At 57.6% G+C, this 16,787-nt stretch carries 20 protein-coding genes and 1 riboswitch; of the genes, 9 read left to right on the top strand and 11 right to left on the bottom strand.

Annotated elements, in window-relative coordinates; all coding sequences use genetic code 11:
- Positions 1-218: 218 nt before the first annotated feature.
- Complete coding sequence (locus QRN85_RS12665) at positions 219-1,061, top strand: alpha/beta fold hydrolase (RefSeq protein ID WP_062589644.1); 843 nt, start codon at positions 219-221, stop codon at positions 1,059-1,061.
- A gap of 61 nt (positions 1,062-1,122) precedes the next feature.
- On the opposite strand, the gene QRN85_RS12670 is transcribed toward QRN85_RS12665, so the two are convergent.
- From QRN85_RS12670 to QRN85_RS12680, 3 genes are all read right to left on the bottom strand, one after another.
- A complete protein-coding gene (locus tag QRN85_RS12670; protein ID WP_284758345.1) occupies positions 1,123-1,872 on the bottom strand; it encodes an SDR family oxidoreductase in 750 nt (249 codons plus the stop codon).
- Between the two features lie 140 nt (positions 1,873-2,012).
- Entirely contained in the window at positions 2,013-3,095 is a 1,083-nt protein-coding gene (locus QRN85_RS12675; protein WP_284758347.1) for a bifunctional transcriptional activator/DNA repair enzyme AdaA, read from the bottom strand.
- Positions 3,096-3,236: 141 nt separating this feature from the next.
- On the bottom strand, positions 3,237-4,160 hold the full coding sequence (locus QRN85_RS12680) for an NAD(P)/FAD-dependent oxidoreductase (protein ID WP_284758349.1): 924 nt from the start codon (positions 4,158-4,160) through the stop codon (positions 3,237-3,239).
- A 130-nt stretch (positions 4,161-4,290) separates the two neighbouring features.
- Between QRN85_RS12680 and QRN85_RS12685 the strand changes: the two genes are divergently transcribed.
- The 5 genes from QRN85_RS12685 to fghA all read left to right on the top strand — a co-directional run bounded on the left by QRN85_RS12685 (position 4,291) and on the right by fghA (position 8,095).
- Positions 4,291-4,755 carry an Rrf2 family transcriptional regulator gene (locus QRN85_RS12685; RefSeq protein WP_062589640.1) on the top strand — a complete coding sequence of 155 codons (465 nt, stop codon included), beginning with the start codon at positions 4,291-4,293 and terminating at the stop codon, positions 4,753-4,755.
- A gap of 69 nt (positions 4,756-4,824) precedes the next feature.
- Positions 4,825-6,039 (top strand): MFS transporter, encoded by a 1,215-nt coding sequence (locus tag QRN85_RS12690; protein WP_284758351.1) that lies wholly within the window; start codon positions 4,825-4,827, stop codon positions 6,037-6,039.
- Between the two features lie 65 nt (positions 6,040-6,104).
- On the top strand, positions 6,105-6,551 hold the full coding sequence (locus QRN85_RS12695) for a YaiI/YqxD family protein (RefSeq protein ID WP_113093387.1): 447 nt from the start codon (positions 6,105-6,107) through the stop codon (positions 6,549-6,551).
- 20 nt (positions 6,552-6,571) lie between these two features.
- Positions 6,572-7,234: a DUF1345 domain-containing protein gene (locus tag QRN85_RS12700; RefSeq protein WP_112963562.1), complete on the top strand. Its 663-nt coding sequence runs from the start codon at positions 6,572-6,574 to the stop codon at positions 7,232-7,234.
- A gap of 27 nt (positions 7,235-7,261) precedes the next feature.
- Positions 7,262-8,095 (top strand): S-formylglutathione hydrolase, encoded by an 834-nt coding sequence (gene fghA / locus QRN85_RS12705; protein ID WP_284758353.1) that lies wholly within the window; start codon positions 7,262-7,264, stop codon positions 8,093-8,095.
- Between the two features lie 16 nt (positions 8,096-8,111).
- On the opposite strand, the gene QRN85_RS12710 is transcribed toward fghA, so the two are convergent.
- From QRN85_RS12710 to crcB, 6 genes are all read right to left on the bottom strand, one after another.
- Positions 8,112-9,422, bottom strand: a complete 1,311-nt coding sequence (locus QRN85_RS12710; RefSeq protein WP_284758354.1) for an alpha/beta hydrolase family protein — start codon at positions 9,420-9,422, stop codon at positions 8,112-8,114.
- A gap of 54 nt (positions 9,423-9,476) precedes the next feature.
- Positions 9,477-9,968, bottom strand: coding sequence for a hypothetical protein (locus QRN85_RS12715; RefSeq protein WP_062589629.1), 492 nt, complete (start codon positions 9,966-9,968; stop codon positions 9,477-9,479).
- A 71-nt stretch (positions 9,969-10,039) separates the two neighbouring features.
- Positions 10,040-10,837: an ATP12 family chaperone protein gene (locus tag QRN85_RS12720; RefSeq protein WP_284758356.1), complete on the bottom strand. Its 798-nt coding sequence runs from the start codon at positions 10,835-10,837 to the stop codon at positions 10,040-10,042.
- Between the two features lie 12 nt (positions 10,838-10,849).
- Positions 10,850-11,506 (bottom strand): HAD family hydrolase, encoded by a 657-nt coding sequence (locus QRN85_RS12725; protein WP_284758357.1) that lies wholly within the window; start codon positions 11,504-11,506, stop codon positions 10,850-10,852.
- Entirely contained in the window at positions 11,503-12,495 is a 993-nt protein-coding gene (locus QRN85_RS12730; protein WP_113093392.1) for an RluA family pseudouridine synthase, read from the bottom strand. Before QRN85_RS12730 ends, QRN85_RS12725 begins: the two co-directional genes overlap by 4 nt.
- Before the next feature lie 62 nt (positions 12,496-12,557).
- A complete protein-coding gene (gene crcB / locus QRN85_RS12735) occupies positions 12,558-12,935 on the bottom strand; it encodes a fluoride efflux transporter CrcB (protein ID WP_062589621.1) in 378 nt (125 codons plus the stop codon).
- Between the two features lie 195 nt (positions 12,936-13,130).
- On the opposite strand from crcB, the gene QRN85_RS12740 reads away from it, so the two are divergent.
- Positions 13,131-13,436 carry a hypothetical protein gene (locus QRN85_RS12740; RefSeq protein WP_062589619.1) on the top strand — a complete coding sequence of 102 codons (306 nt, stop codon included), beginning with the start codon at positions 13,131-13,133 and terminating at the stop codon, positions 13,434-13,436.
- Between the two features lie 41 nt (positions 13,437-13,477).
- On the opposite strand, the gene QRN85_RS12745 is transcribed toward QRN85_RS12740, so the two are convergent.
- Both QRN85_RS12745 and QRN85_RS12750 read right to left on the bottom strand, forming a co-directional pair.
- Positions 13,478-14,458 carry a copper chaperone PCu(A)C domain-containing protein gene (locus tag QRN85_RS12745; protein WP_284758359.1) on the bottom strand — a complete coding sequence of 327 codons (981 nt, stop codon included), beginning with the start codon at positions 14,456-14,458 and terminating at the stop codon, positions 13,478-13,480.
- 84 nt (positions 14,459-14,542) lie between these two features.
- Positions 14,543-14,950, bottom strand: a complete 408-nt coding sequence (locus tag QRN85_RS12750) for a hypothetical protein (RefSeq protein ID WP_284758361.1) — start codon at positions 14,948-14,950, stop codon at positions 14,543-14,545.
- Positions 14,951-15,080: 130 nt separating this feature from the next.
- Here QRN85_RS12750 and QRN85_RS12755 point away from each other — a divergent pair, with 130 nt between their 5' ends.
- Together QRN85_RS12755 and gcvT are read left to right on the top strand one after the other, a co-directional pair.
- The gene (locus QRN85_RS12755) at positions 15,081-15,266 is read left to right on the top strand and encodes a DUF3008 family protein (protein WP_284758363.1); all 186 of its coding nucleotides are present in this window, start codon (positions 15,081-15,083) and stop codon (positions 15,264-15,266) included.
- A 128-nt stretch (positions 15,267-15,394) separates the two neighbouring features.
- A riboswitch (glycine riboswitch) is annotated at positions 15,395-15,482 on the top strand.
- Between the two features lie 152 nt (positions 15,483-15,634).
- The gene (gcvT, locus tag QRN85_RS12760; RefSeq protein ID WP_284758365.1) at positions 15,635-16,774 is read left to right on the top strand and encodes a glycine cleavage system aminomethyltransferase GcvT; all 1,140 of its coding nucleotides are present in this window, start codon (positions 15,635-15,637) and stop codon (positions 16,772-16,774) included.
- Positions 16,775-16,787 lie beyond the last annotated feature (13 nt).

Below are 16,787 nucleotides of genomic sequence, written 5' to 3' on the forward strand. Positions count from 1 at the left end.
CTGCCACGTGGCAGCATTAGGTCACCGCGTTAGTTTGCTCAAGTCAAAAGCAACTCCCAAGGCGCAAGGAACAGACGAAGATGGCATCTTTTCAAGACGACTTCTCGGTGTCGAGACGCAACCTGTTAATTGGAAGCGCGGCCATTGCGAGCCTGAACCTCACCTCGCTCGCCTTCGCGCAACCACAAATCCAATCAACTTCAATAGGAGATCATACCATGAGCAGCGCATTCGTAACGACCAAGGACGGCACTGAAATCTTCTACAAAGACTGGGGTCCAAAGGACGCACAGCCGATCGTCTTCCATCATGGCTGGCCGCTGTCTTCGGACGATTGGGATGCGCAGATGCTGTTCTTCCTTTCCAAGGGCTACCGTGTGGTAGCGCATGACCGACGCGGTCATGGCCGTTCTGCCCAGGTTTCGGAAGGTCACGACATGGACCACTACGCTTCCGACGCCTTCGCGGTCGTTGAAGCGCTGGACCTGAAGAACGCCGTTCACATCGGTCACTCCACCGGCGGCGGTGAAGTTGCGCGCTACGTGGCCAAGCATGGCGAGCCTGCCGGTCGCGTTGCCAAGGCGGTTCTCGTTTCTGCCGTTCCGCCAATCATGGTCAAGACCGCCTCCAATCCGGAAGGCCTGCCCATGGAAGTCTTCGATGGCTTCCGCTCCGCACTTGCTGCCAACCGCGCACAGTTCTTCCGCGATGTTCCGGCTGGTCCTTTCTATGGCTTCAATCGCGATGGCGCGACAGTGCATGAAGGCGTGATCCAGAACTGGTGGCGTCAGGGCATGATGGGTGGCGCGAAGGCCCATTATGACGGCATCAAGGCTTTCTCCGAAACGGACCAGACGGAAGACCTGAAAAACATCAGCGTTCCGACACTGGTTCTGCACGGCGAAGACGACCAGATCGTCCCGATCGCTGACTCGGCCCACAAGTCGGTCAAGCTGTTGAAGAACGGCACGCTGAAGACCTACCCTGGTTTCTCGCATGGTATGCTGACGGTCAATGCCGATGTGCTGAATGCTGATCTGCTCGCCTTCATCAAGGGCTAACGCCACTGCCCGCGACCGGTGTGTTTTAACACCGGTCGCGCCTTCTCGTGAGAGCTCATGCCTATTTGACGGCCGAGTTTCCACCATCTGCGAATAATGCAGAACCGGCGACAAAGCTTGCCATTGGGCTGGCAAGAAACAGCGCGGCTTTCGCGATTTCTTCCGGTTGCGCAATGCGTTTCATGGCATGAAGGCCGGCGGCCCACTCCTTCTGCGCGTGATCGCCAGCCATCGCAGTATCCGATCCGCCGGGCAGCAGGGCATTGGCCCTGATCCCACTGCTCGCATAGTCCGCAGTGATGCCCTTTACCAGCCCCATCAATCCCGCCTTCGAAGCCGCATAGGCACCCATTGCCGGAAGACCGACACTGGTTCCCACAAAACTGGATGTGAATATGATGGAGCCGCCGCCCCTTTCGAGCATCGCGGGGATCTGGCTTCGGCTCGCCATGAAAGCTGACGTCAGGTTTGTGGCAAGCGTCTCCTGCCATTCTGACACGGAAACGTCCGCAAGTGGTTTCAATGGTCCAACCATTCCAGCATTGTTGAAAGCGATATCCAGACCGCCGAACATTTGCAGCGCTTCAGAGGTGAGTTCGTCATGCGTCTCCGCACGACTGACGTCACCAGCCAGGATATGAGCTCTGCCGCCTTGACCGCGTATCGTATCAGCGACTTTTTCCAAACCCGGACCGCCTCTGGCGTTGAGAACGACGGCAGCACCTTCGCCAGCAAACAGCAACGCTGCCGCGCGACCTATCCCGGATGATGCGCCTGTGATGATGGCTACCTTGTCTTGCAACATTCCCATGATTTGCTCCTTGCGTGGAGCTTAGCCATAGCCGACTGGGCAAGGCGGCGACCACCCGTTTCTTGCCGTGACATTCGGTGTGAGTGAGAGCGCGGCAGCGACGTCAAGCGCCGCCCTGCCCTGTCGACAGCCACCTGACGCTAATCGATGACCGTTGATGCCGAACAGGTCGTCTTCTTGAGATCTCGCTCGATTTCAATCAGTCGCTGCTTGCGCCAAAGCCCGCCACCGTAGCCGGTCAGAGAACCGTCGGCCCCGATGACGCGATGACAAGGGATCATGATGGCTATTTGATTTGCGCCGTTGGCACGGGCCACGGCGCGTGTGGCAGCAGGATGCCCGATCTGGCGGGCAATGTCTGAGTAGCTTCGGGTTTCGCCTGCAGGTATCTGCCGCAGGGCATCCCAAACGTGCTGGGTAAAAGCGCTTGCCGGTGCCGCGAGTGGCGTTAGAAACCTGGCAGAGCGGGCAGCGAAGTACTCGGCAAGCTCTGCCGCAGCCTGCTCCGAAGGAGGCATGGTGCCAATACCGATGCCCTCTTTAGAGTTTCGCTCAAGCTTTCTCAGCTCGGCGGGCAGCCCCTTTCGATCCACGAATTCCAGAAGATGAAGGTGGTTTCGGCTACTGACGGCGATCATGTCGCCAAGCGGCGTTGGAATCCATGTTGCCCGCAGCAGCTTATCGGATTGCAGCTCCGCTGGCGATTTCCCAAGCAGACGAGCAAATGCGGCACGAAACGCGCTGGCAGAGTCAAAGCTGGCCTCATGCTGCGCGGTAATCACCTTTCCGCCCAGAGCCAGCGTCTCAAAGCCCTCTCGTATGCGGCGTTGGCGAGCCATTTCGAGAAACGTCATCCCGAATTGCCGCTTGAAGCTTCGTCGCACCGTTGAGAGGTCATAACCGAGCTTTGCCACGTGGTCCTCGGACCACCGCAGATAAGGACGCTTGTCCAGTTCCTGCAGCAGGGCGGCAATTGCAGGATCTGCAAGCGCGGCGGCCTGAAGCGGATGGCAGCGCTTGCAAGGGCGGAAACCAGCCTCGATGCACTGGCCGATCGTGGGATAGAACGTGCAGTTCTCGCGCTTCGGCTTACGTGCAGGGCACGTCAACCGGCAAAAAACGCCGGTTGTCGAGACGCAAACAAAGGCTTGGCCGTCGAAACTTTCGTTTCTGGCAAGCAGGGCGGCGTAAAGTGTATCAGGGTCAGGAAGATCAAACAGCATGTGGAAATCCTAGAATCGCTTGCAGCAGATTGCCGCCGTTTTTCAGGCGTCTATTTTTTTCTTCGTGACCACCCGTTTCCTGTCACTTCAGTGCAAAGGCCTGAGAAAATTGCCCCATCCGCTCTGAAGTCACACCCCGCCTCATCGTAACAAGCCTGGTCCGAACATCAATGATCTGTGGGCATTGACGCCCGCCAGGCTTCCGTCGCCTACAGCCAGAGCAACCGATGCCATGGGACGGGCGGCGTCGCCGCAGGCGAAGATGCCGGGCGCGCTTGTTGCCTTCATTGCATCGGTCTTGATCGTCGAGCCCAAAGGTCCGTGCTCCATATCGAGGCCGAGCTGTTGTGGGATCGATGTTGCAATTTCGAACGGTGCAAGCGCAAACAGACCGGCAAAGGGTAAAATGCGACCGTCGCCGAGTTGCACATCGGCGTGGCCCCTAATCGCCTCCACTGGCGTTGTATCAATGGTAACACCACGAGCTGCAAGGGCTGCGACCTGATCCGAATTCGGTTCAAATGCCCCGTTGACGAGCAAGGTTGTCGGCCCCCAATCAGGAAGCATCAAGGCGTGGTGCAGGGAAAGCTCCGAGCCGGCGACAACACCGATCTCGCCCTGGTTCAATTCATAGCCGTGGCAATAGGGGCAATGAAACACGCTCTTTCCCCATCGCTCGCTCAAGCCGGAAATGCCGGGAAGAATGTCCCTCACCCCGAGAGCGAGCACCAGACGACGGGAGATGAATTTATCTGTCCCAACAGTTACTTCGAAAGAAAACGATTCTGCATCGGAATTTTCGCGGCGCTGTGCGGTCTCTGCGCGCCCCGCCAACCATTCCACCGTGCTGTACCGCGTGACCTGTTCGCGAGCTTTCGCGGCAATCGCTGCGGGATCCGCGCCATCTTGCGTAATGAACCCATGTGAGTGTGAAGCAAAGCGATTGCGCCTTTTGCCTTCGTCAATGATCAGCACCTTTCGACGGGCACGCCCCAACTGCATCGCCGCAGAGAGCCCCCCGTAGCTGCCGCCTATTATGATGACGTCGTAAATATTCTCGCTCATGACACACTCCTTTTTCTCGCAACATCATAAGTGTCGTGATTTTTGATGTCAACGCTTCACGACACTTCGATTGTAACTTGAAAATTGATTGTGCTAGAGTGCCTCCACCAGGTGCGATGAGGAAAACAACATGCGGCAGGACAGTCGGCTTTCACGGATGCTTCACGTCCTTATTCATATGGGCCGTCATGACGGGGCGATGACCTCCGAGATGATCGCTCATATGCTGGATGCCAATCCCGTGGTGATCAGGCGGACGATGGCGGGTTTGCGGGACAGAGGTTATGTCAGCTCCGTTAAGGGTCACGGCGGAGGCTGGACACTGGCACGCCCCCTTAGCGAGCTCACTCTTCTCGATGTCTACCAAGCCGTTGGCGAGCCATCGATCTTTGCCGTCGGACCCGCCTATGACATGCCCGGATGCCCTATCGAGCAGGCAGTCAACGGGACGTTGAAGGGCGTCTTCAATGAGGCAGAAGAGCTTTTGCGCCGAAGATTTGCAAGCGTCACGCTGTCTGACATTGCCGAGGCATTTCCCGAGCACGGACAGCACGATGGTGACTGCCAGCGGCAGGATAAAAGCACGTTGGGATGAAGAGGCTTTGCCACAACTTTCATTTGATATAGGCACGGTCGTATTTGGATGACGCAAGCGGCCTGCCACATGAAATTTCGAGAAAGCCTTATTCTCTATGCATCTTTGACCTCGCTGACAGCGCTCAGTATCGACGCTCTTTTGCCGGGTCTGCGCGCAATCGGAGAGGAGTTCGGCGCCACGCCGCTTCTTTCGACGCAGCATGTCATTTCGCTTTTCATCTTCGGCATGGCATTTGGTGAACTGGTACTCGGGCCTTTGTCAGACGCGATCGGAAGAAAGCGCGCCCTCCTGCTTGGGCTCGGGCTCTACGCAATCGGCCCGATCATAGCACTCTCATCCCAATCTCTGGAAATGGTTGTTCTGGGGCGGTTCTTACAGGGTGCCGGTGTCTCAGGTCCGAAGATCGCGACACGCGCCATGATCCGCGATCAGTTCGACGGCAGCGCGATGGCGCGCGTCATGTCACTCATGTTTACGCTCTTTATTCTGGTGCCTATGATTGCCCCTGCTCTTGCCATGGGGCTGATTTCCGTCGCTGGCTGGCGCAGCATCTTCGTCGCTTATCTGTTGATTGCGCTGATCCTCGGTCTTTGGCTGGCCATCCGCCATCCGGAAACTCTTCCCGCGAACCGGCGCATTCCTGTACGCCCTCGCCTTCTCCTGACCAACGGCTTTAGAATAGTTGCCAATGCCCGCGTGATGTTGCTGACCGTGGCGACCGGCCTCGTTTTCGGCGCTCAGCTGCTCTATCTCAGCACAGCTGCGGATATTTTCCACGATGCCTATGGCGTCACAGAGAGCCTGCCCCTGTATTTTGCTGGCCTTGCCATCTCCATGGCACTGGCATTCTTTCTCAATTCAAGACTGGTCCAACGCTTCGGCATGGAGGCCATGGCACGCGCGGCCTTCATCGGCTTTGCTGGTTCAGCCGTGTCGATGATGTCGGCCTGCCTTTTGCTCGATAACGAACTGCCCTTCCCGGCCTTTCTTGCAACGCTCTTCGTCACTTTCTTTGCGACCGGACTGCTTTTTGGCAATCTCAATGCGCTGGCCATGCAGTCTCTGGGCGAAATTGCAGGCTTTGGCGCGTCCATCATCGCATCAGGATCAAGCCTCGTTTCGACAGTCTTTGCTCTCGTATTCGGCCGTTTCTATGATGGAACTTCACTCTATCTTGCGGCGGGCTTCGTCGTCGCCAGCATTTGCTCGCTGGTTCTTGCGGAGATCGGCCTGCGAAGCGACCCCTCGCCTGTACGTGCCGCACAGCCTGCTCATAATTAGCGCTTGGGAATTTCCGGCAGCCCTTCTAAAAGACATTCAACGCCTGATCTTCAGAAGAAACACTGATGCCGCAAATCTATGTCGATGCCGATGCATGTCCGGTAAAGCCGGAAATATTGAAAGTTGCCGAACGCCACGGGCTGGAGGTGACATTCGTCGCCAATTCCGGGCTTCGACCGTCCCGCGACCCCATGGTCAAGAACGTTATCGTTTCCAGCTCTTTTGACGCTGCCGATGACTGGATCGCAGAGCGTGCCGGACCGGAAGACATCGTCATTACGGCGGATGTACCGCTGGCGGGTCGTTGCGTTGCCAACGGCGCTCAGGTCACCGGGCCAACGGGTCGTGTCTTCGACAAGAGCAATATCGGTATGGCAACGGCGATGCGCGATCTGGGTGCCCATTTGCGCGAAACCGGGGAAAGCAAGGGCTATAACGCCGCTTTTTCACCGAAGGACCGCTCGCAATTTCTCGAAACGCTTGACCGCATGTGCCGCCGCATCAAGAAGTAGCGCGTACGGAGACCACGTCGATGACAAAGCCGCAGTCCAAAGCCAGAAATTACGCCAGGCACAGACCTTTCCTGATTGCGGCCGGGCTGAGCCTTGCCACGCTGGCGGCTCTCCTCGTTCTCAGCCCCTCAATCGCCATCGAGGGTGCAGCCATTGTCTTCTTCGTGACCTATCTCGCGATTTTCTCTTCTCACGTGCCTCGCCTAACAGCCGCGCATTTGAAAGCACATGCGGACAGTGACGATCTGCCAGCAGTTGCCATCATCGCCATTACATTTTTTGCGGTCGCCGTCTCCGTCGCGTCGCTGTTCGTTGCCCTCAACCACACGGCGGGAGAAACCGTGTGGTCCCTGACACTTGCGTTTCTCTCAGTCTTTCTGGGCTGGCTGACCATTCACACCATGACGGCCGTCCACTACGCCCACCTGTTCTGGCGCCCTTCGGCAAGTGCCGGAAAAACCGAACCTCGCGGCGGCATGGACTTTCCCGAGACAGACAATCCCGGCATCCACGAGTTCCTTTATTTCTCCGTTGTCATCGGCATGACGGCCCAGACATCGGATGTCGCCGTTACCAGAACATCGATGCGCAAGGTCGTTCTCCTGCATTCCATCGTTTCTTTCTTCTTCAACACCGTGCTTGTGGCTGCGGCGGTCAACGCTGCCGTTTCGCTGGCGGGCTGAACTCATTCTCTACATAAGGAATACGCCATGAAAATCATCTCCCAAAACTCTGCGTTCGGCGGCATGCAGGGCGTGTTTTCACATGAATCCGAGACCACGAATTGCGAGATGACGTTTGCGGTTTATGTTCCGCCAAAGGCCATTCAGGAGCCCTGCCCCGTGCTCTGGTATCTTTCGGGCCTGACATGCACCCACGCCAACGTGATGGACAAGGGTGAGTATCGCCGCATGGCGTCGGAGCTTGGCTTGATCGTGGTTTGCCCGGATACGAGCCCGCGTGGCAATGACGTGCCGGATGAGCTGACCAACTGGCAGATGGGCAAGGGCGCGGGCTTCTACCTCAACGCAACCGAAACACCCTGGTCCAGACATTACCAGATGTACGACTACATCACCGAGGAACTGCCAACTCTGATTGGAGAACAGTTCCGCGTCGATATGAGCCGGCAGGGTATTTTCGGCCATTCCATGGGCGGCCACGGCGCCATGACGATTGCGCTGAAAAATCCTGATCGCTTCAAAAGCTGCTCAGCCTTCGCCCCCATCGTCGCGCCCTCCTCCGCCGACTGGTCGGAGCCCGCTTTCGAGAAATATCTGGGAGCCGACAAGACGACGTGGCGGCAATATGATGCTTGCGCGCTGGTAGAGGATGGCGCGCGCTTCCCTGAATTCCTCATAGATCAGGGCAAGGCCGACAACTTCCTGGAAAATGGGCTTCGCCCCTGGTTGTTTGAGGAAGCGGTCAAGGAAACGGACATCTCGCTGACCTTGCGGATGCACGAACGCTATGACCACTCCTACTATTTCATTTCCACATTCATGGACGACCACCTGAAATGGCACGCGGAGCGTCTGGGCTGAGACACGCTTTCAGACGTCAATCGGGCTTGCGGTATTCCAGCCGCAGGCCCTTGGCTGTGCGGTTGGCAAAGCCGGTCCAATAGCTGTGCTCCGGCTTGAAGCTGCCATCCTTATTTGCCGCCCATACACCCTTGTCGGAATTCTCAACCAGGTCAAGAAACGGAGCCTTGCTCTGGTCATTCTTGAGCTTGAGATCGAACCACGCGGTTGCGAAATGCTGCGCGATATTGTTCATCCGCACTGTGTCCCACACCGGGTCGGCGTAATGTTCAAAGGGGGCAAAACCGAGCTTCTCGCTCATCTGCCAGCTTTCGACAGGTGCGGGCATGGGCGCTGCCGCGTTGTGGTTGGCATCGGCAAATGTCAAAAGATAGCGGTCGACGGGCATGTTACCTTCGAAGATGCGTCTTATGCCCCTGGAGTAGTCAGAAACATCGTCGGCGCTGCCCGCCATGAAGAAGATCGGCACCTTAACTTCCGAGAGGCCTTTATCGTCCCACATGTCGCGCTGCATTCCCCAGGGCGCGATTGAGATGATGGCCTTGAAACGGGGATCGAACAGATCCGCATGATCCTTGCTTCCCGCCGCGTGAATGGCAAGGGCGCGCTGCTTTGCACTCCAGTCCGCCGCGATTGCCTTTTCGGAAACGCCAGCGCCAGCGGTGACGACAGCGCCGTAGCCACCCATGGAATATCCTATCAGTCCCGTATGCGACACATCGACAAGACCGGAAAGGAAGCTGGCCTTGTCATCGCCCAGCCGCGCCATTTCCTGCAACACGAAGCGCTGGTCGAGCGGCCGGTTGACCAATGTGCTGCCGAATGCGCCCTGATCGTTGTATGTGCTATCGGTATGATCGATGGACGCTACGACATAGCCTTTGCTGGCAAGGTTCTCCGCAAGCGGCGTCAACAGATAACGATTGCCGGGATAACCATGTGAAACGATGATGAGCGGAAATGTCTTGCCGTCCTGTTTCAGGGGTTCGGCATCTCGTTGCGCCCGCCCCTCAATGGAAACCTCGGTTTTTCCATCCCGCAAGAAGACATGATAGTCATCTCCCTGCCCGGCCTTGCTGGCCGGATACCAGACTTCCAAAGCGAGCTTGCGATCATATCGCGGAAATGGTTTGCCGGGCTCAATGTTAACGACATCGACCTGATCCGCATTCACGGCGGTAATCGTGCGTACGCCAACCGGATAATTGCCGTAGGCCGCCAGAGCGGGTGCATCTGGCCTGATACGATCGACACGGTTTTCGGTAGCCTGCACACTAAAAGGCATGACAAGCAGAAGTGCCAAACCAACGACGCCGGTGTATTTCATCATATGCTCCCAAGGTCACGAACGCGCTCCCTAACTCAAGTATATGACGGTCTATTAAAATCGCCCCGGAAACAAGGCTGTTGCAAGCGGGGCCGGACGGTTGAGGCGAAACTCCGTGATGACGCGCTCTGCGATGCCGGTGGCCAGTTCGTGATCGATGAGGGATTTATCGATACCCAGAATGGATGCGGTAAAGGCTGCCTGCGCAATGACTTCACCCGTCTGCACCGCAGCCGCACGAACAACGACGCGGGCAGATGCGCGCTCCCCAAGAATGAAGGATCCCCTGGATACGTTCATGACACGAATGGTCAGCACCACGCGCGGACGCCCTCGGTCCCGGGTTGTGGAGCGAATGGCGTTCGAAATCTGGTATTGGATGGATTGCATCAGCTCGCCGGAAACGTCTGGCCGCGCGGCGACGAAAGCACCACGCACGTCAAACAGCAGCTTGTCGCTGTCGCTCACTTCAGGCTCCAGCCTGAAAGACATGAGCGCAAAAGACGCCAGCAAAACAATGCCAAGGCGCTTGAGCGAGTGATGCATGGATAGACGCTCCCCTAACGTCAGGTTCAGCGTCCACCATCCACGATTACGGTTAGAAAAGCGTTAAGAGGCTACACGCCTGCGTCTCTGGAAGCCTTGAGGACATCAACCGCAGCGCGCATTTCAACCAGCCGCTTTGCGCGCCTGACCTGCGCTTCTTCGTCCTCGCCCCATTGTTCGGCAGTCCAGTCCTCGTCCAGATGCGCCAGCGCCCATCCTTCTTCAAGGCTGCGTTCGCCTTCTGCAAGCGCAAGCGCCAGAATGGCTGATCCCGTCAGCGTCGTCATCGTGTGGAGAGCCGCAAGCTCGATCGGCGTGTCGTATTTGCGCAGGGTCACCGCAAAGGCCGCAATTGCTTCGCGGGGCTGTTCCTGATGCATCACGCCTTCGACCAGAATGAAGCGCGCTCCAAGCTTATGCGATGCCCAATCGATGACAGGGTCCCAATGCTCCGCCTGACGCGCGACCAGCGCCTCGGGCTCGCCAGCGCGATAACAGAGAAGATCGCTGGACGAGAAGCGCAGTATGTCCTCGAACACCGCCTGCGTATCGGCGGCAATGCCGTCGATAGCTGTGTTGATGTGGCGCGAGACCGGCATCAGGTTCGGATCTATGACGTCGACCTGCGCGTCCCATTCATCGCGCAGCAACTGGGCAAGTGCTCGCGTCGGCACGACCATGGCGCTCTTTGCGGGCGTACGCATGGCTTTACCGTCGAGAAGAACATTGAATGCACCCTCTTCCGTCTCGCCTACCGTGACCTCCTTGTAGAAACGCTTCGGCAAAGGTTTCTGCATCTGGATTTGGGAACGGCGGATGGGATCCGGGTGGCTCAGACCTTCCGTCAGATCATTCAACAGGTCGCGCATGATACGTCCTTCTCAGCCCGGAATATGTCCGGGAATTTCGCTTGGATGATGGACAATGGCATCGGCTCCGGCCTTCCAGAGATCATCCACCGAGGCATAGCCCCAGGCCACGCCAATTGCCGTGGCACCGGCTGCCTTTGCCATCTGCATATCGTAAATCGCATCGCCGATAACAATGGTGTCGGCGGGCAACATTCCGGTTTCGTCACAGCATTCCGTCACCATGCCCGGATGCGGCTTGGAAGGGCAATCATCTGCAGTCCGAGATATGATGAAATGCTTGCGAAAGCCGTGCGTATCCATGATGAGGTTGAGACCACGCCGGGACTTGCCCGTAACCGCGCCCATCAATATTTCCTGGCGCTGGGCGAGTTTCGAAATCATCGCACTGATGCCATCGAACAGAGGCTCTTCGAAACCTGGCTCTGCCCTCGTCTCGGCGAAGATAGCCTTGTAATGCGCGGTCATCGCGGTCGCCTCGTCATCGACATGAGGCTTGCCCTGCATACGCGCAATGGCGATATCGAGCGTCAGGCCTATGATCGATTTCGTCAGCGCCACATCAGGGCGGTCGAAACCGAAATGCACGAAGGTCCGCGCCATGACCTCATGAATGAGGCCCACGCTGTCGACCAGCGTGCCATCGCAATCGAAAAGAACCAGCTTCATTCGTCGTCCCTGTCGCCATCGGCCACGTCAAGACCCAGCAGGTTCCAGCTTTGCACCATGTGCGGCGGCAAGGGTGCCGTCACCCGCAGGCGTCCACCGGAGGGATGCGGAATGTCGATACGACGAGCGTGCAGGTGCAGCCGCTTCTGGATGCCGCCCGGGAAGTCCCAGTTCGGATCTTCAATATAATATTTGGGGTCGCCGATAATGGGGTGACCCATGTGCAACGCATGAACGCGCAGCTGGTGGGTTCGGCCCGTATAGGGCTCCATCTCCAGCCACGCGAGGTTCTGCGCGGCAGTATCGATCACGCGGTAGTACGAAACAGCGTGGTCCGCGCCCTCTTCGCCATGTTTGGCAATGCGCATCCGGTCGCCATCCGGCGTCTGTTCCTTGACCAACCAGGATGAGATCTTGTCGCTGTGCTTGCGCGGCACGCCCTTGACCAGCGACCAGTAGGTCTTCTTTGTATCGCGTTCACGGAAGGCTGCTGTCAGCTTCTGTGCGGCACCTCTGGTGCGGGCGACGACAAGCACGCCGGACGTATCACGGTCGATACGGTGAACCAGCCGCGGCTTCTCACCCTTGGAACTGGTCCATGCCTCAAGGAGCCCATCGATATGACGGTTGACGCCGGAACCACCCTGAACCGCAATGCCCGCAGGCTTGTTGAAGACAAAGACTTTTTCATCTTCGTGCAGCAACATACGCTTCAAGAGCTCGACATCGTCGGAATTCTTGAGGTCGCTGGAGCTGATGGGGCCGCCCTTGACCTTGGCGTCAACATCGAGCGGCGGCACACGTACAGTCTGTCCCGCTTCAACGCGCGCATCGGTTTTCACCCGGCCACCATCGACGCGAACCTGACCGGAACGCAACAGCTTCTGAAGCGGACCAAAGCCAAGACCAGGGTAGTGGATCTTGAACCAGCGATCGAGGCGCATCCCGGCTTCTTCGGCTTCGACCTTGATGTGCTCGATACCTGCCATGGCAATTCCAGTCTTTCTTTTCTCGTGCCCGCATCGTCAGCGTGCGGTATTTTCCGTTGCCTTTAGAACAAAGCGCGGCCTAAGGCCAGCCCGGCGAAGATTGCCGCAAAAGAAACGAACAGACTTGCCGCAAGATAAACCGCCGCTAGCCCCAGATCTCCGCGCTCGAACAGAACGACAGCATCCAGCGTGAATGAAGACCATGTGGTGAAACCACCGAGGATACCGGTGACGATAAAGACCCTCATTTCCGCGGAAGCGTCGAAACGGCGCGCGATCATCTCCACCATCAACCCTATCAGAAAAGCGCCTGCGACATTGACGGTCAAGGTACCCCAGGGAAAATTGGGGCCGCCAAGGCGCAAACCCCAGATACCCACGAGATAGCGGGCGACGGAACCGATTGCGCCGCCCAGGGCAACAAGCGCGATGTTGAGCATGAAGAATCTCCAGAAGCGGTATGTTTGTTGTTTCTACGACAAACGGTGAAAAAGAGAAATTCCCGCAGCCCACTCACGCGGAAAAGCGGCCCCAATAACTCATTAAATTTCTCATAAAATGCACTCGCAGGATTTAATCGGGGCAAAAGCCGGGGGTGATACGCTTGATCAATTGAAGACCAGGAGGGTGATCGCATGGTGCAAGTCTTGACAGTTTCGGCGACCACCGCCGGCTATGTCGCCGACTCCATCAAGGCGATCCAGCGCCCGTCCAGAAAGACAGAAGTCGAGCAGGCCGCCCGCGAACTGGCCGTCAAAACGGGCAACGTGGATGATTCCGACGTCGGACAGCCGCCGATCGTCGTCCAGCAAAACGCGCTCTCGCTTCATTTCCTCACAGCGGGCCAACAGCAGAACCCGCAAGCGACCCTTGAAGAGGTCATCGAGGCCTATGAGGACAACAAGGAACGCCAGGAAATCCCGCAACAAGATCCGGATTGAAAAGTGACCGGGCCTGAATGTCAGCCCCGGTCGCTCTTTCATCAATTGTGGTGATGATGCTCCTGCTCACCCTTAGCAGACCCGACATCCATCATCACATCGACCTTACCGGCCTTCTCGAACGTCAACGTGACCGGCACCTTGTCTCCTTCGGCGAACGGCTTGCTGACATTGAAGAACATGAAGTGCAGACCGCCCGGCGTCAGTTCCACCGTCTTGCCTGCGGGAATGGCGATGCCTGCATCCAGCTTGCGCATCTTCATGACATCGTTGACCATGGCCATTTCGTGAATTTCAGCGCGGCCAGCGAGTGGCGAGGCCACGGCCACCAGCCGGTCATCAGACGTTCCATCATTCTTGATCGTGACAAAGCCGCCGCCAACAGGCTGTCCCGGCAGCATGGCCTTGGATGCAGCACCTGAAACTTCCAGTGCTCCGACCTTCACGACGTCAGCCGTATGATCAGCAGCACCATGATCGTGCCCGGCAGCTCCCGCCTTTTTAGCGACAACCTTGATGGTCGGTGCGGGGTTGTCCAGAGAGTGCGGATCCTGACCTGCCTCGGCAATCTGATCCCATCTGACGCTCCCCTTGGCGCCGCATAGCTGCGTTACCTTGAATGGCAACGCAGTTCCGGCATCCACTCCGGCAACCTTCCCCTGGATATTGAAGGTGTCGTAAAAGGCGTCGGGCAAATCGCCATCCTTCCAGCGTATTTCCACCGGACCGCTTTTCACGTCCTTTCCGTGGTTGCTGTAGGTCTTCTTGTAGTCGGCGGAAATGATTTCCAGCTCCCAGCCCGGCTTCGGCTGCGGCTTGGCCGCGATGAACCCCTCAGGCAGCTCGACGCGCACCTCGGTGGTTGCCAGCCCGCCTTCGCAGCCATGCGGCACCTGAAGCGCTGCAACAATGGTGCTGTCCTGCTCGGCTGTGGGATTGACGAAGCTGGTATGTGCAAGTGCTGGAATGGAGAAGGTTACTGCGGCAAGCGCGCCAAGGGCGGTGACTTTGCGAATGGTCATGTCTTGATCCTTTAGATGGCGGCTCTCAAAGGCAGCGCCAATCGTGCATTTTTTTAGAAAACCCTGTCGGGCTAGTGTCTGGGATCAAGCGAAAGAGGGAGGCGCACGCGCACGCGGTCTTGGATCATCGACATGACGCGCGGCGGCGACCACAAGATTGGGCCGGTTCAGGAGCCAGGCGAATTGCGTCCTCACCCATGAATTTGCATCAGGGGCTGGCAGCAGGATCGAGGATGCCAGAAGGCAGGCCTCACAAAACAGCGAGGGCATGTCGGAATGGTTTGCCCTGCCCAGTTCATGTGCCGTCTGCACACCTGCATGCCCCTCGCAAATCTCCGCAAAACTTCCATCCGGAAGGCGGTAGGATTCGTCCAGGACTACCGTTGTGGCGGCAATTGCGACGGCGGGCTTATGAGCAAAACCAAGCGACAGCATCAGCGTGGCGCATAATATGCGCAGCAGCTTTATCGATGGTGCCGGTTTTTTGCTCATGAAACCTCTCATGCCACGAAGCGATATCGCGCTTTTTGCTGTAAATCAAAGTGCAATTGCGAGAGTGCGGAACCGGTCCGTCAAAAGACACGTTGTTTGCCTGGTCAAAGACAGCAAGGAGGCCGTTTCCATGCCCGCAAAATCCAAGTCCCAACAGAAAGCCGCCGGTGCCGCACTTGCCGCCAAGCGTGGCGACATGCCAAAATCACGTTTACAAGGTGCTTCAAAAAGCATGGCTAAGTCCATGACAAAAAAAGAACTTGAAGACATGGCATCAACAAAGCGCAAGAAGCTGCCGGAAAAGAAAGACAGTTAAAGCCCACATTGCCTAACCAATGTCGTGCGCGCTGCGGCTCAATTACCTGATGGCGCAAGCTGAACAAAAAACTGTTTGGCTGCGTCATTTGGTCCTTGCCAAGAAAGTGGCTTAGCAGATAATGAGCTTCCATCCCGTTGGGAGAAACCGCTTGAATGCGGTGCCGAAGGAGCAACCGCCCCGGAAACTCTCAGGCAAAAGGACCAACGGATGGGACGGAACTCTGGAGAGAAGCCACCTGCATAAGGACGGCTCGCCGAAGGGATAACAATCTCAGGCGAAAAGGACAGAGGGGGCTCTTGAACCCGGCACTCTTAACTGTGTCATGACATGAGCCCGCGCGAAATCGCGCTACCCTGGAGGCGTTCTTGGCCGATACCGCCGCGCTACAAGTCACCCCGCTTCATTCCCTTCATATGTCGCTTGGCGCCCGCATGGTCCCCTTTGCGGGCTACGATATGCCCGTGCAGTATCCTGCAGGCGTGATGAAAGAGCACTTGCACACCCGCGCGTCCGCTGGCCTGTTCGACGTTTCCCACATGGGGCAAGTGATCCTGAAGGCAAAGTCCGGCAAGTTGGAAGATGCTGCGCTCGCCTTGGAAAAGTTGGTGCCGGTCGATATTCTGGGCCTGAAGGAAGGCCGCCAGCGTTACGGCTTCTTCACCGATGAAACCGGCGGCATCCTCGACGACCTCATGATTACCAACCGCGGCGACCATTTGTTCGTCGTGGTCAATGCGGCCTGCAAGGACGCTGATCTCAGCCATATGAAAGCGCACCTGTCGGACACGTGCGACGTAACGCTGCTTGATGACCGCGCCCTCATCGCTCTTCAGGGCCCGCGTGCGGAAGCTGTTCTTGCCGAATTGTGGGCGGGCGTCTCAGGCATGAAGTTCATGGATGTACGCGAAGTGCCGTTGCTGGACGTGCCCTGCATCGTCTCCCGGTCTGGATATTCCGGCGAAGACGGTTTTGAAATTTCCATTCCATCCGACAAGGCCGAAGTCATCGCCCGCGCCTTGCTGGAGCACCCTGACTGTGAGCCGATCGGCCTTGGTGCCCGCGACAGCCTGCGCCTCGAAGCTGGCCTCTGCCTCTACGGCAACGATATCGACACGACGACGTCCCCCATCGAGGCATCGCTGCAATGGGCAATCCAGAAAGCCCGCCGGACGGGTGGCGATCGCGCAGGCGGCTTTCCCGGTGCCGAACGTATCTTGGGTGAACTGACCAACGGAACCTCCCGTCGTCGCGTGGGTCTGAAGCCGGAAGGCAAGGCCCCGGTGCGCGGGCACGCAAAGCTGTTTGCGGATGCCGAAGGCAAAACGGAACTGGGTGAAGTCACCTCGGGTGGCTTCGGTCCAACCGTCGAAGGCCCGGTTGCCATGGGCTACGTTCCACAGGACTTTGCCGCACCCGGCACAGAGATTTTCGCAGAAGTGCGCGGCAAGTACCTGCCGGTGACCGTCGCCGCCCTGCCCTTCATCACCCCCACATACAAACGCTAATCCGCGGAGATTC

It is taken from the genome of Agrobacterium sp. fls2-241-TYG-188a (assembly GCF_030209845.1).